Below are 22,398 nucleotides of genomic sequence, written 5' to 3'. Positions count from 1 at the left end.
TCAATATTATTATAATTAAGCGTTTAACATAGTTAAAAAGTCTTGATAAACCGCTTTTGGTGCATAAGATGCAACGGTTTTATAACCATTTTGAATAACAACTTCATCTTTGAACTCTTGGTTTATGAGACGGCGTAATTGATTAGATAATGCATTTACGTTTTCATGTTCAATTAAATAGCCATTTACATTATTTTGGATGATTGAATCAGGGCCAGCATTGCCATCAAAACTCACTACTACACTGCTTTGGTTCATAGCTTCTAATATCACCATACCGAAACCTTCATTACGCGAAGGGATAACAGTGATTTCACTTACTGCTAATTTTTCATTTAATTGTTGTGTGGAGCCATACAATTTTACAATGTCTGATAGATTATATTGATTAATCATTTGTTGTAGATTTGCTTGTTCTTTGCCTTCACCATATATGTGGACTTGATAATTAAATTTTCTAACAGCTTGTTGAATAGGGTTAATACTTTCAACCAATAAATCAAATCCTTTTTCATATTCTAAACGGCCAGCTGCACAGATGATTTTGCTTTTCGGTTCGTGAAGACGAATTTCATTGATAATATTAGGAACTACGAATACTGGTGTATCGATATGTGATTGGTATTTGTTCTTATCTACAGTAGTTAATGTTGTGATTTTATCTAAACCTCTATAACTTTTAATAATTTCTTGTTGATATGGTTCAGAATGTGCATCAAAGTTCATATGTTCCATACCAACTTTTTCTATTTGAGTACTAGCATATTTAGCAATTAATATATTAAAACTTGCACGTGTACCTACAATTACATCTGTAGAAACATTGCTTATAGCTTTAATCATTTTTTTTTCTATATAGTGAGAAAATTGATCAATCCCTGGTTCAAATTGCGAGATATATTTTGGTCTGGAAAATGATGTGAATTTAGCGATCCTATTTATAATAATGTCTTTTATATTAAGTGGGTGAAATTGATAGTTAATTAAAGGTTTTATTTTAATGGATTCATGAATATCAAAGTAAGGCGAATCAGCCCCTTTAAAAATAGTTATGATTTCTACATGATGTCCTTTTTCAGCTAATATATTTGCCATTTGAGAAATAGACTTGACGGTGCCTCCCATTGCATAAACATTATGCATGAAAAATGTTATTGATTTCATTAAAAAACCTCCAAAAGAACTTTACTTAAATTGAAACTCATTATAGCATGAAATGAATTTTGTATAGGTATAATAGCTAAATAATTTTAAACTAGCAATCAATATAGCGTTATATTAGCTTTTTCACTAAGAAAGTATACGAATTTTTGTCTGAGCTAGTTAACACATATTAACAAAATTTGTGCAGAATTTCTGAAAGCCCTTTTTTCATGAGCCGATTATGTATATAATTAGAGAGGTATGGAAATATATTGTGTTATTGTTTAATTATATAGCGATAATACGTGCTTTATTATTTTAATCTATAGAAAACGCTTTATTTTTATTGATGTGATTAATAACATTAAAGACAACGTTTCTATTTAACACACATAAAAGGGGGACTGTATTTGTTATGAGTACACAACATAGCAAAACAGATGTCATCTTAATTGGTGGCGGAATCATGAGCGCAACGTTAGGAACATTATTAAAAGAACTCGCACCTGAGAAAGAAGTTAAGATGTTTGAAAGGTTAGCTACACCTGCGGAGGAAAGTTCTAATGCATGGAATAATGCAGGTACAGGTCATTCTGCGTTATGTGAATTAAACTATACTAGTGAAAATAAAGATGGAACAATAGATATCAATAAAGCGGTTAAAATTAATGAACAATTCCAAGTTTCAAAACAGTTTTGGAGCTATCTAATTAAACAAGGGCAACTTGAAAACCCAGAAAAATTTATCAAACCGGTACCGCATATGAGTTTTGTTCAAGGTGTTAAAAATGTTGATTTCTTGAAAAGACGTGTGGACAGACTAAATAAAAATATTTTATTTAGTAATATGGAAATAACAGATGATAAAAATAAAATTGCTGAATGGACGCCACTTATTATGGAGGGGCGTACGTCTAATATACCAATGGCGATTAGTTATGATAAAACAGGTACAGACGTTAACTTCAGTGCATTAACTAGAAAGTTATTTGAGAATTTAGAAGATAAGCAAGTAGAGTTAAATTATGAACATGAAGTAAGAGATATTCAACAACGTGAAGATGGAGTTTGGGAAGTGAAAGTTAAAGACTTGCAAACGAACGATGAGACGATTGTTGAAAGTGATTTTGTATTTATTGGTGCTGGTGGCGCTAGTTTACAGTTGTTACAAAAAACAGGAATTAAAGAGTCTAAACATATTGGTGGTTTCCCAGTAAGTGGATTGTTCTTAGTATGTAAAGATGAAGCTATTGCCAAAAAGCATTTAGCTAAAGTTTATGGTAAAGCTCCAGTAGGTGCTCCACCAATGTCAGTACCACATTTAGATACACGCTACATAGATGGTAAACGAACTATTTTGTTTGGTCCGTTTGCAGGTTTTTCACCAAAATTCTTAAAAACGGGTTCCAATATGGATTTAATCAAATCTGTTAAGCCAAATAATCTTATTACTATGCTATCTGCAGGAATTAAAGAAATGAATTTAACGAAATATCTTATCTCGCAATTAACGTTATCAAATGAAGAACGTATGGAAGATTTACGTCAATTTGTACCTAATGCTAAAAGCGAAGATTGGGAAATCGTCGTTGCTGGACAACGTGTGCAAGTAATTAAAGATACGGATCAAGGCAAAGGAACATTACAATTTGGTACGGAAGTTATTACGTCAGAAGATGGTTCGTTATCTGCACTCTTAGGCGCGTCTCCAGGTGCATCTACGGCAGTCGATATTATGCTTGATTTGCTCAAGCGTTGTTACAAAGACGAATTTACTAATTGGGAAGATAGAGTTAAAGAAATCATACCTTCATATGGTATGAAACTATCAGAAAATGAAGCGTTATATACTCAATTAAATAAAGAAATTACGGAAAATTTAAAAATTAATTAATTACTTAATACAATAAAGCTTGATTATATCTCCAAGCCTATTGTTCTATTAATAAAGACAAACTAAGCGTTGTTTTAGCGTGCGGTTTGTCTTTTTATATTGATTTTTTTAAACATAAAGAAAATGCTAGAAGGGCAAGTTAATACATGCACAACTCCCAGCATTTTATATTCTCACTAGAAATATTTATTTTAGACTCAATGAACAATATTTATTTTTTAATCTGAATTGTAAAGGTAGTGCCTTCGTCCTTTTTACTTTGGACTGAAATTGAGCCATCATGCAGTTCAAATATTGTTTTTGCTATAGCTAGACCTAAACCATTACTATTGTCATGATTACTTGCTTTATAAAAGCGTTCGAATAAACGCGCTTGGGTTTCTTTAGACATACCTTCTCCGTCATCTGTGATTTCACAAGTAATTGTCTCGAAGTCTTGATTGAGCGTGACATCGATGATACCACCCTGTTGTGAATATTTTATGGCATTGGTAATTATATTTTGGAAAGCTTGATGTAAAAGACGCTCATTACCATCAATAGTTATTTCAGCTAAATCAGACATGATAATTAAATCTTTTTCATTAGCAGAAAATTGTTCATGACGAATGATTTGTTTGAGTAATCGGTTTAATTCAATATGGTCTTCAAAGACTAAATGTTCTCCATTATCAATTTCAGATAATAATAACAATGCTTTAGTTAATTCACTTAATTGACTTGTAATTTGGTATATATCATCAATGTATTGTGTACGTGCTTCAGCATTTTTAGCGAATTTCAGCTGGTCCAATAGATGGTGAATATGTGTTAATGGTGTTTTAATTTCATGTGATACGTTTTGAACAAAATGTTGTCGCATATCGTCTAATTGTTTAAGTGAAAGGCGCATGCGGTCGAAGCGGAATTGTAATGTGCCAAACTCATCTTTTCTAGTAACATGAATTGGCGTATCGAAATTACCTTTCATAAGTCTTTCAGTTGCATGCTTTAATTGTTGAATAGGCTTGATAATAGTATAGGTTGATAAAATGACTAATATAATAGAAAACAGAAGTAATAATGAGATTAATATAACTAAAAATACTCTGAATTCACTAAATGTTTTCCCAATATCAGGTCTCATAAATACTGCATACTTTTTACCTTTATCTTCAAATGACATACCTACAGTATTTTGCGTGGTATTTTCAAAGAAACCAGTAACAATTGGGTTATATGGTAGGTTTCGAATACCATGGTAGTCTTTGCCTTCTAGTACTGTTTGAATGACATTGTTATCCACGTTATCTTTTCTAAAATTAGCACCATAAAAAGAACGTTTACCATTTTCAGAAATTGTCATTACTTGGTAATTCATTTCCCCTAAATGGTTGAAAAAAGGATCTAAAGATTCAATATTTGACTGTTTTTGATAACTGATAGCATCTTCTAAAGTACGCATGATTTTTGCATCGTTATTTGCTTTTAAATGGTTATGGTAGATGATATTTGTGCATAAAAAACTGACAATAGCACTAAATAACATGACGGCAATTGTGTATATAGCAATTCGTGAATATAGGGATTTAAACATGGTCATCTACCTTATAACCTAAACCGCGTACTGTGAAAATCGTCACATTAGCATTTAATTTTTCAAGGCGTTTCCTTAGACGCTTGATATGAACATCGACTGTACGTTCATCACCTTCGTAATCAAAGCCCCATATTTTTTCTATTAATACATCCCGATTAAATACCTGTCTAGGATTAGAAGCAAGTAAAAAAAGTAATTGAAATTCTTTATTAGGTAAATTCATTGATTTCGTATCGGATTGAAGTTCTAAATATGCTTGATTTAAAGTAATATTACCTATAGTAATTTCATTATATGCATTGATATTATAACGTTTAAGTACTGCTTTAATCCTAAACATTAACTCTTTAACTTCAAAAGGTTTCGTCACATAATCATCAGTACCCGTTAAATATGCTTGTTCTTTATCACTTAACGCATCACGAGCAGTTAGCATAATGACAGGCATTTCATAATCCTCTTTTAAAATTTTGCAAAGTTCAAAACCACTCATGCCCCCCATCATGACATCAATAATTACGATATCCACTTGATTCGTTTCAAGGTAAGTTAAGGCATCTTCAGCGCTAGATTGCGTAATTGTATTTAACCCTTCGCGCTGTGTGTAATTTGAAACGTACTCTAATATTTTTTTGTCGTCATCAACAATTAAACAAGTTGTCATGCGCAAAATCTCCTTATTCAGTATTATTGCCATTATAAACATAACCAAATAACTTCACAAATAGTAAAAAATTAACAAAAGTTCATATTGAGTTCACATAGTGATATTAGACTCTAAATATAAGTTTTAGAGAAGGAGTGGGAATTGATGAAATTAGCATGGCAAGAGATTAAATATTATAAATTTCGTTATATTTTAATCATGTTAATTATATTATTACTTGGTATTATGGTTTTATTTATTAGTGGATTAGCGCAAGGTTTAGCCAGAGAGAATATATCAATGTTAGATAACATGAAAACTGAAAAATACGTTTTACAGGATAATAAACAACCAGATATTACGAAGTCTGTTATTAGTCCTGAGCAACAAAAGAAAATTGAAGATATTACAGACCAAGAACCATTAAAGTTAGCATCGCAAACGTTAAAAATAAATAAAGACGAAGAAGATGTTATCATGACGAACACAGTAAAAGATGAAAAACCAGAATTGAAAGATGGTAACTATCCAACAAAAAATAATGAAGTAGCAATCAATAATAAGCTTACAGCTGATGGTATTAATATTGGTGACACTATAAAAGTGAAAGACGGGGAACAACTTAAAGTATCAGGTATTCTTGAGGATACAATGTATTCTCACAGTTCAGCAGTAATGATGAGTAATAACGGATTTGATAGCTTGAATAAAGAGAATAGCACTGTTTACCCAGTAAGAGATTTATCTCAATCACAACAAGATAAAATCAAAGATATTTCAGGTGCGAAAATATTCAGTGAGGATGATATCACAAGTGAAATTGCCAGTTACCAAGCTGAGCAAGCACCATTAAATATGATGATTATAAGTTTATTTGTGATTTCAGCAATTGTATTAAGTGCATTTTTCTATGTAATGACAATCCAAAAAATTCCAGAAATAGGTATTCTAAAAGCAATTGGTATTAAGACAAGACATCTAATCAGTGCGCTTGTAATCCAAATATTAATCACAACTATGATAGGTGTATTGATTTCTGTAGGTATTATTAGTGGTTTATCATTTGTTATGCCAGTATCTATGCCATTCCACGTGACAGCATCGAATTTACTGCTCGTGATCGGAGTGTTTGTTGTTGTTGCAATCATTGGTGCTGCCTTATCACTAATTAAATTATTTAAAGTTGATCCTATTGAAGCAATTGGAGGTGGAGAATAATGAGTTTACAAGTTAAAGATATTAAAAAATCATTTGGTAAAGGTCAATCAGAAACAACTGTATTAAAAGGTATTAACTTTGAAGTTAGCGATGGGGAATTCGTTATACTCAATGGTGCTTCAGGTTCAGGTAAAACGACATTATTAACTATTTTAGGTGGTTTATTATCACAAAATAGTGGTGACATCTTATATAATGATGCACCTTTATATGATAGTGATAAAAAAGCATCAGAATTAAGGTTAAATGAAATTGGCTTTATCTTTCAATCATCTCATTTAGTACCATATTTAAAGGTAAAAGCACAATTAACAACAATTGGCAGAGAAGCGGGTATGTCTAAAAAAGATGCAAACCAAAGAGCTGAAATGTTGCTAAAACAAATCGGTTTGTCACACAGATTAAATGTATTTCCTCATATGTTATCAGGCGGTGAAAAACAACGTGTGGCAATTATGAGAGCTTTAATGAATAATCCTAAAATAATTTTAGCAGATGAACCAACTGCTAGTTTAGATGCAGAAAGAGCAACTGAAGTTATAGAGATGATTAAAAATCAAATCCAAAGTAAAAAAATGATTGGTATTATGATTACTCATGATAAAAGATTGTTTGAATACGCAGATAGAGTTATAGAACTCGATGATGGCGTTATTGTAAATAGCTAATAGAATTTTTAAAAGCCAAGGGCATTGATTTGTGCCCTTGGCTTTATTATATATACTTTTATATTTACAAATTAAGTAATGCAATTAGGTTATAAATGAGGGATATGCCAAAATGCAATGATACATATAAAAAAGAGAGTAGCAAAATAAATAGTTAATATCATTTTATATTGATACATTAATGCTAAAAAGTCTCGTATTAATGCGATTTCAAAAAAATGATAAGGTGTGTGACTACCAACGCCAGTTAACTTTAAATTGAATTTTTCTCCAAAACGTAATGCACGCATTATATGAAATTGACTAGTTACACAGACAATTTTAGGCTTGTAAGAAAACGAATCTTGAATTAGTTGCGCGGTATACATAATGTTTTCTAAAGTGCTTGTCGACTGATCTTCTAATATAATGTTATGAGGATCTACGCCGTTATGAATTAAATAGCGTTGCATTGCTCGAGCTTCTGAAATAGGTTCATCAGGACCTTGACCACCACTCACGATAAATATTGCATTTGGATTTATTTCAAACAAACGCAAAGCCTTATCAAGTCGACATGCTAACATTGGTGTGACTTGTTCTGTGAAAATACCGGCACCTAAAATAAGAATTGTATCGAATACGCGAGGCGCTTTTTTATTTAAAAAAGCAGACGAACATAGCACATAACTAATAAAGGTAAATATAGAACTAAAAGCAATGGCTGAAATCCATAAGAAAATGACATTAAGCGCAATAGGGGTAAAACTAATATAATAACAAGCAAGCATAAAGACGACGATTCTAAAACCAATAAAGTAAAGTCGTTTTAAAAATAATGCACTCTTTTGATGTTGTAATAAATGTTTATGTTTCACATGTAATAATACAACGCCTATCAACATAGTGGCAATTAAATCTATAGGTAAAGTGTGTTGACCAATATGTAAAATAATTACAGCGTACCCTACTATTACCTGGGAAATAAAACTGGCAAGATGTGTAGGAAATTTAAAATTTAAGAACATACTTATGAATGTGATTAATATTAAAATACATAAAAACAATGACAACATGTTAATGCTTCACTCCAGATTATTTAGTATATTAAATGTAGTTTAATATTCTAAAATAAGCAACTCTAACAATGCTTAGATTTGCTGAAATATAGCTATTGTTTTAAGAAAAATAAACTTATTAAATTTTACTTTTATATGGCTACAAATATTGATATTATTAACATAATATAAAAATGTAAATGAAATGTTTTATACATAGAAGATATAGGGGTGTAAGTGATGGTGAAAAATTTAGGCAATCACATTGTATTCATGGGAGAGTTCATTGATGATGTCAACACATTATTAGCTAAGTTATTGAAAGAGCTAAGAGAAGAATATAATATATCCAAAGAGCAAGCTAATGTTATTTTAATGCTTGAAAATGAAAAGACAATGACTTTGACTGAGATAACAGAACGACAAGGGGTTAATAAAGCGGCAGTAAGTAGAAGAATCAAGAAACTAATTCAGGCTGAAGTAGTGGAATGGGTTAAAACAGAAGAAAACACAGATCAAAGATTAAAATACATTAAATTGAGTGAGAAGGGGAAACAATTTAATCTTGAAAGTAAATCGATTATTAATGATATTGTCAGTGATATGTTACATGATTTGTCTGATGATGAAATTGAACAAGCGCGTTATGTACTAGAAATTATTGGACAAAGATTAAAAAACTTCAATATAAAAAATCATTCATAAGATAATACATAAAATATTGGAGTATATCTTGTGACATAAGAATGTCTTCAATTTGAAAGTAGATACCTTTTTATTTTGTTAAAGTAATTGAACAGTTTGTTACAAGAGTAAAGCAATACTAGACTAAATATGTATATTAATTTAGATTTAGATTAAATATAATATAAATGATGCAATAGCGTTTTGTATTGTTTAATACTATCCTTTTAATACAAAGAACAATGAAGATCATACATATAGTTTCAGTTTATAATATGTTAAAATGACGGGATAGTGCAAAAATTCAGGTATAAAGTTGGTGAGAAAATGCAAAAATGTCCTAAGTGTGGGGGAAATACAAGAGATGGGCAACGAAAGTGTGGTCATTGTGGGCGGCTACTACGTCAAGATGATTCAGCAGAAATAACGCGTTCATCTAAAGAAACGAAGAAAATGACAAATATTAAAGCGCGTAAAATTATACCCTTGGGGATTGCATTTTTTATCGTAATTTTACTTATCATAATTTTTATCTTATTAAAAAATTTCAATTCACCTGAGGCACAGTCAGAAATTTTAATCAATGCGATTGATAATAATGATACTCAAAAACTTTCTACTATTTTAAGTACACAAAATAATAGTGTAGATGAAAACGAAGCAGAAGCTTATACTAGATATATCAAAGAAGAAGTAGGTATGGACAACTTTGTAAAAGATGTAAATCAAAAAATAGAGAAGCTAAACAAGAGTGACACGAAAGAAGCTGATTTTGTAACAGCCAAAAATGGCGAGGATGTATTACGTGTAAGCAAAAATGGCCGACGCTATTTAATATTTGATAATATGAATTTTACGGCACCAACAAAAGAAGCGATTATAAAACCTAAATATGACACTACTTATAAATTTAAGTCTGGTGACAAACAAAAAACGGTTGTAGCAGAGAAAAACAAAGCAACCTCTTTAGGTAAATTTATTCCAGGCGACTATACTTTAGAAACTAAAAAAGAGATGGAAAACGGACAGTTTGATGGTCATCTCAGGTTTAATTTTAATAATAGCAATAACGAAACTGTAGATGTACATGAAGATTTCGATGAGGCATATATTCAAGTAGAGTTAAATGGTGCTTCAGAGATAGATAAAGACTCAGTTAAAGTAAAAATTAATGATAAAACTTATGATTATGCTAAAGCAAAAGAAATTGGACCTTATCCTAAAACTAAAGATTTAACAATATCTGCTGAAGGCGAAGCTAAGAAGAAAACATTTAAATCTGCAGAAACAACTGTGAAAACAGATAATCTAAAAGATAAAACGAAAGTTACTATGAACTTTGATAGTGATAAAATCAAAGAATACGTAGAAAAGAAAGAAAAAGAAGAAAATAGCTTCAGAAACAAGGTGACTAATTTTTTCGGTAATTACACTGCTGCAATGAATAGTGCACACAGTCAAAGCAACTTTTCGCTAGTTTCTAATTATTTGAAGAAAGATACTGATAATTATAAAGCGACTAGGAGTGGTGTAAAAGGGAATGATTTATTTTATTTACAACAACCTCAAATAACTGAAATTGTAAAACAAGGTAAAACTTATTATGTAACTGCCAATACATTGAAAGAAAATGGGCAATATGGTTCAGTTGATTATCAATTAGAAGGCAATGACGATGCTGGTAATTTAAAGATAGTTAAATATTCAGAGTGATTAAGTATTTTACTCCTTAATTACTGATAAGTATGATGCATAGGGTCCAGGGCATAAGTAGTTGTCCTGGCCTTTTTTTAAAGAACCACTTCTCAATTCAAGGTCCTAAAGTCACATTATTCAAAAAGAACATTCAGTTTATATGAGTCGCAAGTAACTATTTAAATAACTCATTATTAAAGCTATAATAGTAGCAATGAACTTTAAAATAACTTGTAAAAGAATGTTTATAATTTTAAGAAATTAAAAAAATATAAACCTTTTCATCAACGAAATCATACATCATTGTGAGGAGAATAAATATGTCTAATTATCAAGAACAACGTAAGCAGTCTTTATTGTTCATAATTATACTCGGGGCACTCACTGCAATAGGTGCATTATCTATAGATATGTTCCTACCTGGTTTGCCACAGATCCAATCTGATTTTAATACTACAACTTCAAATTCACAATTAACTTTGTCGCTCTTTATGATCGGGCTAGCACTAGGTAACTTATTTGTTGGGCCGATATCTGATGCAATGGGTCGTAAAACACCACTTGTAGTCGCAATGTTATTATTTACTATGGCAAGCATTGGGATAATTTTTGTAGAAAATATTTGGATAATGATTGCTTTAAGATTTGTCCAAGGGTTTTGTGGTGGTGCTGGTGCTGTTATTTCAAGAGCAATTTCCAGTGATTTATATAGTGGTAAACAATTAACAAAGTTTTTAGCATTGCTTATGTTAGTTAATGGAGTTGCTCCGGTTATAGCACCAGCGCTTGGTGGTGTCATATTATCATTTGCTACTTGGCGAATGGTTTTTGTTATATTAACAGTTTTTGGAATTTTAATGCTATTCGGTTCTCTGTTAAAAGTTCCGGAGTCTTTAGCGGTGGAACGTAGAGATAGCCCGCATATTATAAGTATATTTAAAAATTTCAAATTACTATTGATGACACCAAGATTTGTATTACCTATGTTAATACAGGGCGTAACGTTTATAATGCTATTTAGTTATATTTCAGCATCACCTTTTGTTACACAAAATATTTATCGTATGTCTGCTCAACAATTTAGTATTATGTTTGCATTGATCGGTTTGAGCTTGATTTTCTCTAGTCAACTAACAGGCAAGTTGATTGATTATATAAATAGACAAACATTACTACGTATATTAACGATAATTCAATTAATAGGTGTTGTGGTTGTATCAGTTACGTTAATTACACATTTACCAATTTGGATTTTATTTATTGGTTTTATTATACTCGTAGCACCAGTTACTGGCGTAGCAACCTTAGGTTTTTCTATTGCAATGGAAGAGCGTACTGGGGGAAATGGCAGTGCATCAAGTTTATTAGGACTTGTACAATCGTTATTAGGAGGTCTAATATCTCCATTAGTAGGTATAATGGGAGAAATGAGTTTCGTACCTTACGTTACAATAATTATCTTAGCGGGTATTTTACTTATTATTTTACAGATTATAAATTATTTTGTTTTTAAACCTCAGTCATTTTAAATTTTAAAATATAAAAAAGACGCTATATTTTAAGATAGCGTCTTTTTTATGTTCAAGAATATTTGTGTTAATACCAATAAAAATATGTTTATCAACGTCTTAATTTAATTACATTTGCAAGAAGAATTTGAGCAAGTTCGTCTGCTGATTCAGGACAGCCTTCACGTATCCATAAATATACAATACCAATCTGTCCGCCCAGCGCATAAGTAACAAATTGCTTTTTCTTTTTTACATTTGTATAGTCGACAATGATTTTTGTATATGTTTCTCTAGTAAGTGTTACATAATCGGAAAATAAATCACGGTTAGGGTGTGAAACAAATATCGCATGAAAAAATCCATAATGTCGTTCGATATAAGTTAAAATACTTTTGAAAAATTTATATAATTTATAATGATTTACCTCTTCTTTATTTTGACTGTCATATAATGAATTTAATAACTTTGAATATTTTTGTAGGTGATACATTTGTATTGTAGATAAAAGATCATATTTATCTACAAAGTAATCGTAAAATGTTGTTCTATTTATACCACTATACGCACATAACATTTTTATCGTGATGTTTTCAAAAGGGTGTTCTTCTAATAGTAAAATCATACTTTTGATTATTTTATCTTTTGCTCTTTGTCTCATTTTTACTCCTTTAAAAACACGGTGGATACAAACCCAACACATTTTATATAAGTGTCGGTGTTTTTTTATTATACATGTAATCTATAATATATAAAGTGAATTTTAAAAGCAAATAGGAGGAAAGAGTAATGAAAAAAATGGTATTAATTAACATCATTACCATTGTAGTTCTTGTGATTATTGGTGTAGTCGGTTTCCACTTTTATAATCAAGCTACAGGATTTGTAAGTACAGAGAATGCCAAAGTTGACGGAGAGCAAATTAAAGTATCTGCGCCAGCGTCAGGCGAAATCAAATCATTTGATGTTAAAAACAACGAAAAGTTAAGTAAAGGCGACAAAGTTGCTGAAATAGCAGCTAAAGGTGAAGATGGCCAATCACAAAATATGAATATTAAAATGCCACAAGATGGAACAATCGTAAAAACTGATGGCATGGAAGGTTCAATCGCGCAAGCAGGATCTCCAATTGCTTATGCTTATAATTTAGATGATTCTTATATTACTGCAAATGTTGATGAAAAAGACATTTCAGATGTTGAAGAAGGTAAAGATGTAAATGTAAAACTTGACGGCGAAAAAGCTGAACTTAAAGGTAAAGTTAAAGAAATTGGTAAAGCTACAGCTTCAAGCTTTTCAATGATGCCTTCATCAAATACTGATGGTAACTATACAAAAGTTTCTCAAGTAGTACCTGTGAAAATCTCACTTGATTCAAAACCATCTAAAAACATTGTTCCTGGAATGAACGCTGAAGTTAAAATTCATAAAAATTAAGGGGGTCTATAAATGACAATGACCTTCATTATTATTTACGTAGTCATAGCGCTCATTTTTGTTGGATTGATTAATCTTTTTATCGCAAAGAGTAAGAAAAAACAATCAAAAAGACAAATGGAACAAATGAAGCAAGAAAATAACGCTTCTGATGAAAATTATCAATCTAAATTTAATATAAGTGACAAAGAAGGTTCTAACGAATCAACTATGGAGTCAGAAACAGAAGAGAATTTGGAAGATAATGATACTTTAAGTAGTGAAGAAATGGATCAATCAATTGATAACTCAGATGAGACAACAGATGATGACCATGAAAATATCAATCCAAATTCTGAAGAAGCAAAAATAAACGAAAAATTAAAAGAAAAACATAGTTCCTTTATGTTTGGTAAAGGAACGTCACAAGGTAAAGTGCTATTAGCAATGATATTCGGTATGTTTATAGCAATCTTGAACCAAACATTATTAAACGTTGCCTTGCCTAAGATCAACACAGATTTTAATATTTCTGCGAATACTGGTCAGTGGTTAATGACAGGGTTTATGTTAGTAAATGGTATTTTAATTCCGATTAGTGCTTATTTATTTAACAAATATTCTTATAGAAAACTATTTTTAGTAGCTATGACGCTATTTACAATTGGTTCCCTAGTCTGTGGTGTGTCAGGTTCATTCACAGTAATGATGGCAGGACGTGTATTACAAGCGATTGGTGCTGGTATACTTATGCCTTTAGGTACGAATGTATTTATGACTATTTTCCCTCCTGAAAGACGTGGAGCTGCAATGGGGACACTTGGTATAGCGATGATTTTAGCACCAGCAATAGGTCCTACTTTATCAGGTTATATCGTTGAGAACTACCATTGGAATGTTATGTTTTATGGCATGTTCATTATTGGATTAGTTTCACTAGCAATTTCATATATTTGGTTTAGAGTTTATCAAGTTACAACCAATCCAAAAGCGGATATTCCGGGTATTATCTTCAGTACAATCGGTTTTGGTGCATTATTATATGGATTTAGTGAAGCTGGTAATAATACATGGAGTTCACCTATAGTAGTGATTTCATTAATTGTAGGAGTTATCTTTATCATCGCTTTTGTAATTAGAGAGCTCACAATGCGTGTACCGATGTTAAGCATGGAAGTATTAAAATACTCTGGATTTACTTTGACTACAGTAATCAATATGATTGTAACAATGAGTTTATTCGGAGGTATGATTTTATTACCGTTATATCTACAAAACTTAAGAGGATTTACACCAATTCAATCTGGTTTATTATTACTACCAGGTGCCTTAATTATGGGTATTATGGGTCCTGTTGCAGGTAAATTATTAGATACAATTGGTATTAAACCATTAGCTTTAGTAGGTACTGGTATCATGACATACGCAACATGGGAATTGACAAAATTAAATATGAATACAACGTATGGACATTTAATGTTGATATACATTATTCGTTCGTTTGGTATGAGTTTTATTATGATGCCGATTATGACGGCAGGTATGAATTCATTACCACAAAGACTTATTTCACATGGTAATGCTTTATCTAATACTTTAAGACAATTGGCTGGTTCAATTGGTACAGCACTATTAGTCACAGTGATGTCAACACAAACTACACAATACGCTGCTGGTTATGCACAAGATTTAGATAAAACAAATCCATTTTTAAAAGATCGTTTACAAGAAATGGCACAATCAATGGGTGGAGAGCAAATGGCTACTTCACAAATATTAGAATTTGTACAAAAACTTGCTTCAATTAATGGTGTGAATAGTGCTTTCTTAATTGCCACAGCACTAAGTGCACTTGCATTTATCTTAAGTTTATTCTTAAAAGGAAAAGCACATTACATTTCAAATGAAAAGTAGGTTTTCATTAAATTAGGCTAGTTAAAGTACATTAAGTTCATAACCTAGAATATGATCGCTTCTAGGTAAAAATAAACGTCAATTTCTATTGAAATAATATAGAAATTGACGTTTTCTTTAATGTTATAGAATTTTGTAGTTCGTTAAGTTACTAATTTTTAAAATTTAATGTCGTTATAACATATCCCAAATTTCGTGTTACTTTATGTATCTTCATAAATATATCTATTAGTATTATCTTATATTTTTATATAATGTAATTGTATATCTATTTATTGTAAGCATAATAAAACCATACAATTTAGTTATTACTAATTGTATGGTTGTTTCAGTAACATAATTTAAATAATTCTTTTTTTATAAGTTTTGCGGTTTCTAAAAAATAAACTAATTAAAATCAGAGCAATGCTACAACCCAGTAGTATAAAGGCATTATGAAGTGCATCTGCTTCAGTTAAGATTTGTGTTGGTTTGAGTGAAACGTAGTATTGAGACATTGAATCAGCAATACGGGTAGCAATATTTTTAATAAGGTATGAAAAACCAAAAGTAATAACCAACATAATAGCAATTACAAGTAAATTTACAATCTTTAATGCGGTTCTATTAAACACGATTGTAAAAATAGTTAAAACTAAACTAACGATACAAGCAATAAAGAATACGTAAAAGACTAATATCAATCGATCTATACTTGTTTGAAGATCATCAATATTTTCAATATTAATGTTGAGATTCGAAAAATCATTAATTGAATCTTGGAAATTGGTTAATTGATGGAAATTAATTGTTTCTTGAACAAAAACTAAATTGAAAATAGGTTCTTTAAACATACTATAGCCAGTAATCGCTATTAGTATTAAAACGATGATATGAATAATAATACTAACCCACGATCTTTTCTTTTTTTCATATTGTGAACCACGTTGCATAGGTTCACTAGTTAAGGTATGTTCAAAGTCTTTGAATTGTTTGTGCTTATCGGCCATAAGTACTCCTTTCACTGCGTATTGCTAGCATTTATTTATTTTGTGACTTTTGTTTTGTTATAATGTTTAATAACTGATACATTTTAAGTGTTACTAACTCGATTTTTAAATACGCTAATAATGAAATTGTTAGTTTTTAAGTTACTTACATTATATTATGACTATAATTTTTTGGTCATTATATTAATTTTACCATAACATTTATTTTTTTTAATAAATAAAACAAAGAATATTGAATGATAGCACAATAAATATAGATTGGATGGATTATGGAATGAAATCAAGACTAACAACTAAATTTATAAATAAATACTTGTTACCTCATAGGTCTATTATTTTCAATACAGACCAAGATTTTGAGAAATTTATGAAAAATCGTGAAAAGATTAATGATAAAAAACACAAACAGCCAGAAACATTAAATGTTAAATCTGATTTGGATAAGCAAACATTAGATGATTTACAAGTTTTTAGATTCAGATTTAGACATAGTAAAGAAAAAAAGATTTTATATATTCATGGTGGTTATAATACTTTACAACCATCAGCCTTTCATTGGAGATACATGGATAAACTCGCATTAAGTACTTTATATGAAGTTGTTATGCCTATCTATCCAAAAACACCAAAATATAATATTGATGATACATTTGAGGCTATTTTTAAAGTGTATAAGGAATTATTAAAAGAAGTTGATAGCGAAGATATTATCGTTATGGGTGATGGTACGGGTGGTGCTTTAGCGCTTAGTCTAGTTCAACAGTTGCAAGAGCAAGGACAACCAATGCCTAAAAAACTATATTTATTCTCTCCTTTATTAGATGCACAATTAGATAATGCAGAAATTACTGAAGCACTAGATCGAAAAGATGTACTTGTAGATAAAGAGGGTGTCCAGAAAATATTGAGTCATTGGTCGAACAACCTACCATTAAATGATATTAGACTCTCTCCTATAAACGGTAATTTAATGGATTTACCACCAATTTTTATGTTTGGTGGTACTTATGAAATTTATCTGCCAGATATGCTGAAATTTACTGAAATTTTAGCTTCAGCACAACAAGAAATTCACTTTTATGAGTATAAACGTATGGTCCATGCTTTTCCATTACTACCAATTAGAGAATCTCATAAAGTAATTAAACAAATTGTTGGAACAATTAATGAGTAAAAATGTCGTGTTTTTTAGTGTTTTAAAGTGATTAACTTTAGAGGACAGGATTGGAAATCAAAGTTGACTAGATTTCCAATCCTGTTTTTTTATGAATAACAATAATAAACGTTGATGAGTGCGTATTGTATAACAATAGTAAGTAGCTACTAGAAATACATTTGATTAATATTTAACTTAATGAAGGATAAAATAACTGCCAATAAACATAACTTCATTGGCAGTGTGATTTCTATAAAAAGCAGAATAGGGTTATTGATTTATAATTGTCGTATTAATAGAATCGATGATGAATTTTTGCCCCATTAAAGTATAATGATGGGCCAATATTTCTTCGTAATCAGCGGGCGGTTGTTCAAGCATTTTAAATTTTTGTGAGGAAGTGTCATAATTATTTAAAACATTTGTTGCATACTCATTAAAATTTGAAATAAAAGCCTGTTCATCTGGGTAAGATTTCAAAATGGCGTCAATGTGATCAATAGCTCTTTTTTGGCCTTGTAAATAACTAATATCTAGGCCTCGTTTAATCAATTGACTATCAGGTCCATTGATAACAAGGCTCTTACTTTGATTAAGTTCGCTAAGTTCAAATTTAGTGTGGTCAAATAAATCATATAAATGTAATTCAATGCTTGTATGGATGTTCTTTGTCATTTATTTCTCAACTCCTTATCTAGAAATTCCTATACGATGCCCCAATTGCTTTGGCCATTCTATGAGCTGTTGATTGTCGTAATAGGAAATAATTTCATTTGCATATTGTGCAGGGAAAGGGGATGTTTTTTTTGTTTTGCGATTGATACCTAACATCAAAGCTTCATTAGTTGCAACAGTTGTACCATCTGATTTTGTCATGATTGAGAAGAAGTGCACGCTTTTCTCATTATAGTCGTATAAATAAATAGTAATTTGGTATTCATCATTTTCTGCTAATTCAGACAAATAAGCAGTTTGTTCTTCAACGGTAAATAGGGTATAGTTTAATATTTCACGATCCTCTAAAGATAATCCTTTTTGGTAATTAAACTGGTTGATAGCATCACTGAAAACAATATTATATTGCGCATCATGTACATGATTATTGTGATCAATCATATCTTGTGTTACGTAGTGATTAACAGTAAATAGGTTTTGCATGAAAACACTCCTTGATAGTCGAAAGTTAATAATCAAATGGTAACAAGTTTTACTTGTCTACAATGTTAGTTTACTAAAAATAACATAAACTTACACTTGAGCGGTTTCATGGTAAAATAAAGTAAATGATTTAGGGAGGGGAAATATGCCAATTACAATTAAATATCAAATTTCTGGACAGGCATTAACGCAAGCTTCATGCTTTAATGATGTACCTGAATCAGCAATATTCGTTTGGTACGATTTTTACAACCCTTCAGTATCAGAAAATGAGATTTTTAAGTCGTATTTTAACTTTAATAAACTTGAAATCGATGATACAGTTAATGGGATACCTAGGGCAAAATATAAATCATATGATACATACCAATATATTGTATTACATAGTATTGATACTAATAATAGCGGTGACAAAGCGTTGAATTTATTTATAAAAGATAAAGTGCTTATTACGTATCATCATCAGCCGTTTTCAGTTTTAAATAACCTAACACATGTATTAATGGGAGAGAATCAAAATGGTTTGCATACATCTGATGTTGCATTGCACATCATAGATAAAATGGTGGATAGTTACTTTGATTTGATCTATGAAATCGAAGATAAAGTATACGAATTTGAGGATTATCAACTCAAGGACGCTTCCGTTAAGATTATTATGGAAGAGGTATTTAAAATAAGATCAAATATTATAAAAATGAAGCGCATTGTTTACCCAATTCAAGAATTAGTTGATAACATCAAAGAAAGCGGCCTATTACTTGTAGATGAGGAGAATCATATGTATATTCAACATATAGAGGATCATATTATAAAACAACAAAATATTTTGAAAATGTCTCAAGAGATGACTGATGAAATTAAAGATAATTATTCGTCATATAACTCATTTAAAATGAATAGTATAATGCAAATACTGACTCTGGTATCAGTGATCTTTCTACCTTTGACATTGATTACAGGTATATACGGTATGAATTTTACAAATATGCCTGAACTGAAATGGCATTATGGCTATTATATCGTCTTAACAATTATGTTAGTGATAAGTATTGGCTGTATAGTCTACTTTAAAAAAGAAAAATGGTTTTAATAGGTTAGAGCAATATAAGGATAGTTCGATATAATGAATTTAATATAAAAATGTGTTGAAAGTAGGAGCGGAAAATGAGCGATATAAAAAGAGAACAACGTAAAAATGAACACGTAGAAATAGCAATGGCACAGAAAGATGCAACAATTTCAGATTTTGATGAAATAAGGTTTGTACATCATTCTATTCCTAATATCGATGTTGATGATGTTGATTTAACGAGTAATTTAACAGACTTTACGTTAAATCAACCATTGTATATTAATGCGATGACTGGTGGTAGTGAATGGACGAAACAAATTAATGAAAAATTAGCTGTTATCGCACGTGAGACTGGAATTGCGATGGCTGTCGGTTCAACGCATGCAGCATTAAGAAACAGCAAGATGGCTTCTTCATTTAGTATCGTACGTGAAACAAATCCAGAAGGTATCATTTTTAGTAACGTGGGGGCAGATGTACCTGTAGATAAAGCCATAGAATCAGTAAAATTACTTGATGCTCAAGCTTTACAAGTTCATGTTAATGCTCCACAAGAATTAGTGATGCCTGAAGGTAATAGAACTTTTTCTACATGGATGGAGAATTTAGCACAAATTGTAGCACGAGTAGATGTGCCTGTTATAGTTAAAGAAGTTGGCTTTGGTATGAGTAAAGAAACGATTAAAAGTCTTAACGAAATCGGTATCAAGTACGTAGATGTAAGTGGCAGAGGCGGTACTAATTTTGTCGATATTGAAAATGAAAGACGTACATATAAAGATATGGATTATTTAGGCTTATGGGGTCAAACAACTGTAGAGTCTTTATTAGAAAGTACCGCTTATCAACAAGATATGGATATTTTGGCAAGTGGTGGTGTCAGAACACCTTTAGATGCTGTGAAATGTCTTGCTCTTGGTGCTAGCGCAGTAGGAATGTCACGTCCGTTTTTAAATCATGTTGAAAAATATGGTATCACTGAAACACTAAATTATACAGAACAATTTACGGAACACATGAAAAAAATCATGACGATGCTTGATGCAAAATCAATCAAAGATTTACAACATGCACAAATGGTATTTAGCCCAAAACTACAATCATGGATTGAACAAAGAGGCTTAGATATTAAATAAATAAGACAATGCTATAAAACAGTAAATATATGAAACAAAATTAAAACAAGGCCGGCGCAGTTTATTCCTAACTGTTCCGACCTTGTTTTTAAATGACTGATTTGTTTATACAAGTTTTACTCGTGTTAAAGTCATGAAATGATTAAATTCATATGAATTTAACTAAAAATATTAATGAAAGTTGTAACTATAGGCACACCTAATAAATCAATTAAAAAGGCACCTACAATTGGTACAACTAAATATGCTTTTGGAGATGCGCCATATTTTTTTGTTATAACATCTAAGTTAGCCATAGCGTTTGGCGTTGCGCCAAGGCCGTGTCCAATAAATCCACCAATCATAACTGCTGCATCATAATCTTTGCCCAATCCTCGGAATAAAATCAGTACAGAGAATAAGACAATAAATACAACTTGTACCAATACAATAATGATTAATGGAATTGCCAATTGATAAATTTCAGTTAGTTGAATACTCATTAACGCAATAGATAAAAAGAGGCTAAGTGAGACGTCACTAATACTGTTAATGAGTTTCATATCAATAATATTTAAATTACTGTATTCAGATATATTACGTATAATAACTGCAATAAACATTGCGCCTACATATATAGGGATATTTATACCTGTTAAATCAGAAAATTGAGTCCCTAAATATGAACCGATAGCCATACAAATGGCAACAATTGCAAATTGCATTAGAAATATAGTAGTTGGTGCCATACGCTTATGTAGATATTGATTAGCGGTTACGTCACTATAATCTTCCATCGTTTCTTCAGCGTTTTCAGGTTTTAAGTTATATTTATTAATTAAAAATTTTACAACAGGACCTCCTATTAAACCACCAGCAACTAAACCTAAGGTTGCTGCCGCTAGGGCTGCTGTTACTGCAGAATCAATACCTAGGTCTTGGACTGTTTTCCCATATGCAGCTGCATTACCATGTCCGCCTTCCATTGACATAGAACCGGCTGTTAAACCTAATAAAGGCGGTATATTTAATAATTTTGCCAATGATACGCCGATGATGTTTTGAAAGAATGCCAGGACGCCACAAAAAATAAAATATAATATTAAGACTTTACCACCTAAACGGAGAAGTTTAAATGACGCTCCTAGTCCAATCGTTGTAAAAAATGCAAGCATGAAGAAATCTTGGATAAAATCAGAATCTAACTTTATAGTTAATAAACCTGTTGTTTCTAGAATTGCTACAATGATAGCAAAGAGTAAACCACCAATGACTGGTGCAGGTATACATAATCTTTTTAAAATACTAACATGATTAATAATATAGATACCTATAAGATATAATACACTTGCTAGGGCTAAAGTAGTAATAGCATCTAACTCTAACATGTTCATTCCTCCCTTAATAATAAGATACAAAACTAATAAGTTATTCATATATAATCGCTCGAAAGTGAGCGCTTACAAACCCGTAATTTCGATTATACATTTTTGAAAATCAGAA

The 22,398-nt window shown here is 30.8% G+C and carries 20 protein-coding genes; 11 read left to right on the top strand and 9 right to left on the bottom strand.

All coding sequences use genetic code 11. The features are described from left to right. Window positions 1-15: 15 nt before the first annotated feature. Window positions 16-1,164, bottom strand: coding sequence for a glycosyltransferase family 4 protein (locus tag ACSUE0_RS12910; RefSeq protein ID WP_119613836.1), 1,149 nt, complete (start codon window positions 1,162-1,164; stop codon window positions 16-18). 394 nt (window positions 1,165-1,558) lie between these two features. On the opposite strand from ACSUE0_RS12910, the gene mqo reads away from it, so the two are divergent. Beyond that, window positions 1,559-3,037 carry a malate dehydrogenase (quinone) gene (mqo, locus tag ACSUE0_RS12905; RefSeq protein WP_119613835.1) on the top strand — a complete coding sequence of 493 codons (1,479 nt, stop codon included), beginning with the start codon at window positions 1,559-1,561 and terminating at the stop codon, window positions 3,035-3,037. A 211-nt stretch (window positions 3,038-3,248) separates the two neighbouring features. On the opposite strand, the gene ACSUE0_RS12900 is transcribed toward mqo, so the two are convergent. Together ACSUE0_RS12900 and ACSUE0_RS12895 are read right to left on the bottom strand one after the other, a co-directional pair. Continuing rightward, window positions 3,249-4,613, bottom strand: a complete 1,365-nt coding sequence (locus ACSUE0_RS12900) for a sensor histidine kinase (protein WP_119613834.1) — start codon at window positions 4,611-4,613, stop codon at window positions 3,249-3,251. Beyond that, window positions 4,606-5,280, bottom strand: coding sequence for a response regulator transcription factor (locus tag ACSUE0_RS12895; RefSeq protein ID WP_107555975.1), 675 nt, complete (start codon window positions 5,278-5,280; stop codon window positions 4,606-4,608). The genes ACSUE0_RS12900 and ACSUE0_RS12895 overlap by 8 nt, the downstream gene beginning before the upstream one ends. Before the next feature lie 147 nt (window positions 5,281-5,427). On the opposite strand from ACSUE0_RS12895, the gene ACSUE0_RS12890 reads away from it, so the two are divergent. Next, on the top strand, window positions 5,428-6,480 hold the full coding sequence (locus ACSUE0_RS12890) for an ABC transporter permease (RefSeq protein WP_119613833.1): 1,053 nt from the start codon (window positions 5,428-5,430) through the stop codon (window positions 6,478-6,480). Continuing rightward, window positions 6,480-7,148, top strand: a complete 669-nt coding sequence (locus ACSUE0_RS12885) for an ABC transporter ATP-binding protein (protein ID WP_107530430.1) — start codon at window positions 6,480-6,482, stop codon at window positions 7,146-7,148. The genes ACSUE0_RS12890 and ACSUE0_RS12885 overlap by 1 nt, the downstream gene beginning before the upstream one ends. An 89-nt stretch (window positions 7,149-7,237) precedes the next feature. Here the strand turns inward: ACSUE0_RS12885 and ACSUE0_RS12880 are convergent, their stop codons facing one another. Then, window positions 7,238-8,203, bottom strand: coding sequence for a YdcF family protein (locus ACSUE0_RS12880; RefSeq protein WP_182475149.1), 966 nt, complete (start codon window positions 8,201-8,203; stop codon window positions 7,238-7,240). 222 nt (window positions 8,204-8,425) lie between these two features. Here ACSUE0_RS12880 and ACSUE0_RS12875 point away from each other — a divergent pair, with 222 nt between their 5' ends. The 3 genes from ACSUE0_RS12875 (at window position 8,426) to ACSUE0_RS12865 (ending at window position 12,093) form a co-directional block, all read left to right on the top strand. After that, entirely contained in the window at window positions 8,426-8,890 is a 465-nt protein-coding gene (locus ACSUE0_RS12875) for a MarR family winged helix-turn-helix transcriptional regulator (protein WP_119613831.1), read from the top strand. Between the two features lie 432 nt (window positions 8,891-9,322). Further along, window positions 9,323-10,582 (top strand): TcaA NTF2-like domain-containing protein, encoded by a 1,260-nt coding sequence (locus ACSUE0_RS12870; protein ID WP_436957640.1) that lies wholly within the window; start codon window positions 9,323-9,325, stop codon window positions 10,580-10,582. A gap of 302 nt (window positions 10,583-10,884) precedes the next feature. Next, on the top strand, window positions 10,885-12,093 hold the full coding sequence (locus ACSUE0_RS12865) for a multidrug effflux MFS transporter (protein WP_436957638.1): 1,209 nt from the start codon (window positions 10,885-10,887) through the stop codon (window positions 12,091-12,093). A 91-nt stretch (window positions 12,094-12,184) separates the two neighbouring features. Here ACSUE0_RS12865 and ACSUE0_RS12860 read toward each other — a convergent pair whose 3' ends face one another. Beyond that, complete coding sequence (locus ACSUE0_RS12860; RefSeq protein WP_119615112.1) at window positions 12,185-12,733, bottom strand: TetR/AcrR family transcriptional regulator; 549 nt, start codon at window positions 12,731-12,733, stop codon at window positions 12,185-12,187. 128 nt (window positions 12,734-12,861) lie between these two features. Here ACSUE0_RS12860 and ACSUE0_RS12855 point away from each other — a divergent pair, with 128 nt between their 5' ends. After that, window positions 12,862-13,509, top strand: a complete 648-nt coding sequence (locus ACSUE0_RS12855; protein WP_119615114.1) for an HlyD family secretion protein — start codon at window positions 12,862-12,864, stop codon at window positions 13,507-13,509. A 12-nt stretch (window positions 13,510-13,521) separates the two neighbouring features. Next, entirely contained in the window at window positions 13,522-15,402 is a 1,881-nt protein-coding gene (locus ACSUE0_RS12850; protein WP_119615115.1) for a DHA2 family efflux MFS transporter permease subunit, read from the top strand. Between the two features lie 341 nt (window positions 15,403-15,743). On the opposite strand, the gene ACSUE0_RS12845 is transcribed toward ACSUE0_RS12850, so the two are convergent. Next, window positions 15,744-16,391, bottom strand: a complete 648-nt coding sequence (locus ACSUE0_RS12845; protein WP_119615117.1) for a hypothetical protein — start codon at window positions 16,389-16,391, stop codon at window positions 15,744-15,746. A 274-nt stretch (window positions 16,392-16,665) separates the two neighbouring features. On the opposite strand from ACSUE0_RS12845, the gene ACSUE0_RS12840 reads away from it, so the two are divergent. Next, entirely contained in the window at window positions 16,666-17,565 is a 900-nt protein-coding gene (locus ACSUE0_RS12840; protein ID WP_119614519.1) for an alpha/beta hydrolase fold domain-containing protein, read from the top strand. A gap of 252 nt (window positions 17,566-17,817) precedes the next feature. Here ACSUE0_RS12840 and ACSUE0_RS12835 read toward each other — a convergent pair whose 3' ends face one another. Both ACSUE0_RS12835 and ACSUE0_RS12830 read right to left on the bottom strand, forming a co-directional pair. Beyond that, window positions 17,818-18,222 (bottom strand): hypothetical protein, encoded by a 405-nt coding sequence (locus tag ACSUE0_RS12835; RefSeq protein ID WP_119614520.1) that lies wholly within the window; start codon window positions 18,220-18,222, stop codon window positions 17,818-17,820. A gap of 15 nt (window positions 18,223-18,237) precedes the next feature. Next, window positions 18,238-18,705: a thioesterase family protein gene (locus ACSUE0_RS12830; protein ID WP_119614521.1), complete on the bottom strand. Its 468-nt coding sequence runs from the start codon at window positions 18,703-18,705 to the stop codon at window positions 18,238-18,240. 145 nt (window positions 18,706-18,850) lie between these two features. On the opposite strand from ACSUE0_RS12830, the gene corA reads away from it, so the two are divergent. Both corA and fni read left to right on the top strand, forming a co-directional pair. Beyond that, on the top strand, window positions 18,851-19,798 hold the full coding sequence (gene corA / locus ACSUE0_RS12825; RefSeq protein ID WP_436957634.1) for a magnesium/cobalt transporter CorA: 948 nt from the start codon (window positions 18,851-18,853) through the stop codon (window positions 19,796-19,798). Window positions 19,799-19,872: 74 nt separating this feature from the next. Next, a complete protein-coding gene (gene fni / locus ACSUE0_RS12820; protein WP_436957632.1) occupies window positions 19,873-20,916 on the top strand; it encodes a type 2 isopentenyl-diphosphate Delta-isomerase in 1,044 nt (347 codons plus the stop codon). Between the two features lie 158 nt (window positions 20,917-21,074). On the opposite strand, the gene gltS is transcribed toward fni, so the two are convergent. After that, window positions 21,075-22,283 (bottom strand): sodium/glutamate symporter, encoded by a 1,209-nt coding sequence (gene gltS / locus ACSUE0_RS12815; protein WP_119614524.1) that lies wholly within the window; start codon window positions 22,281-22,283, stop codon window positions 21,075-21,077. Window positions 22,284-22,398: the final 115 nt, after the last annotated feature.

Source organism: Staphylococcus sp. AS1337 (assembly GCF_051408735.1).
Classification (GTDB): Bacteria; Bacillota; Bacilli; order Staphylococcales; family Staphylococcaceae; genus Staphylococcus; species Staphylococcus xylosus_B.
This window is presented reverse-complemented; position numbering and strand designations above follow the sequence as displayed.

Excerpts from the sequence above, each read along its gene's own strand:
- ACSUE0_RS12910 (WP_119613836.1), bottom strand. The coding sequence starts at position 1,164 with ATGAAATCAATAACATTTTTCATGCATAATGTTTATGCAATGGGAGGC.
- mqo (WP_119613835.1), top strand. The coding sequence starts at position 1,559 with ATGAGTACACAACATAGCAAAACAGATGTCATCTTAATTGGTGGCGGA.
- ACSUE0_RS12900 (WP_119613834.1), bottom strand. The coding sequence starts at position 4,613 with ATGTTTAAATCCCTATATTCACGAATTGCTATATACACAATTGCCGTC.
- ACSUE0_RS12895 (WP_107555975.1), bottom strand. The coding sequence starts at position 5,280 with ATGACAACTTGTTTAATTGTTGATGACGACAAAAAAATATTAGAGTAC.
- ACSUE0_RS12890 (WP_119613833.1), top strand. The coding sequence starts at position 5,428 with ATGAAATTAGCATGGCAAGAGATTAAATATTATAAATTTCGTTATATT.
- ACSUE0_RS12885 (WP_107530430.1), top strand. The coding sequence starts at position 6,480 with ATGAGTTTACAAGTTAAAGATATTAAAAAATCATTTGGTAAAGGTCAA.
- ACSUE0_RS12880 (WP_182475149.1), bottom strand. The coding sequence starts at position 8,203 with ATGTTGTCATTGTTTTTATGTATTTTAATATTAATCACATTCATAAGT.
- ACSUE0_RS12875 (WP_119613831.1), top strand. The coding sequence starts at position 8,426 with ATGGTGAAAAATTTAGGCAATCACATTGTATTCATGGGAGAGTTCATT.
- ACSUE0_RS12870 (WP_436957640.1), top strand. The coding sequence starts at position 9,323 with ATGACAAATATTAAAGCGCGTAAAATTATACCCTTGGGGATTGCATTT.
- ACSUE0_RS12865 (WP_436957638.1), top strand. The coding sequence starts at position 10,885 with ATGTCTAATTATCAAGAACAACGTAAGCAGTCTTTATTGTTCATAATT.
- ACSUE0_RS12860 (WP_119615112.1), bottom strand. The coding sequence starts at position 12,733 with ATGAGACAAAGAGCAAAAGATAAAATAATCAAAAGTATGATTTTACTA.
- ACSUE0_RS12855 (WP_119615114.1), top strand. The coding sequence starts at position 12,862 with ATGAAAAAAATGGTATTAATTAACATCATTACCATTGTAGTTCTTGTG.
- ACSUE0_RS12850 (WP_119615115.1), top strand. The coding sequence starts at position 13,522 with ATGACAATGACCTTCATTATTATTTACGTAGTCATAGCGCTCATTTTT.
- ACSUE0_RS12845 (WP_119615117.1), bottom strand. The coding sequence starts at position 16,391 with ATGGCCGATAAGCACAAACAATTCAAAGACTTTGAACATACCTTAACT.
- ACSUE0_RS12840 (WP_119614519.1), top strand. The coding sequence starts at position 16,666 with ATGAAATCAAGACTAACAACTAAATTTATAAATAAATACTTGTTACCT.
- ACSUE0_RS12835 (WP_119614520.1), bottom strand. The coding sequence starts at position 18,222 with ATGACAAAGAACATCCATACAAGCATTGAATTACATTTATATGATTTA.
- ACSUE0_RS12830 (WP_119614521.1), bottom strand. The coding sequence starts at position 18,705 with ATGCAAAACCTATTTACTGTTAATCACTACGTAACACAAGATATGATT.
- corA (WP_436957634.1), top strand. The coding sequence starts at position 18,851 with ATGCCAATTACAATTAAATATCAAATTTCTGGACAGGCATTAACGCAA.
- fni (WP_436957632.1), top strand. The coding sequence starts at position 19,873 with ATGAGCGATATAAAAAGAGAACAACGTAAAAATGAACACGTAGAAATA.
- gltS (WP_119614524.1), bottom strand. The coding sequence starts at position 22,283 with ATGTTAGAGTTAGATGCTATTACTACTTTAGCCCTAGCAAGTGTATTA.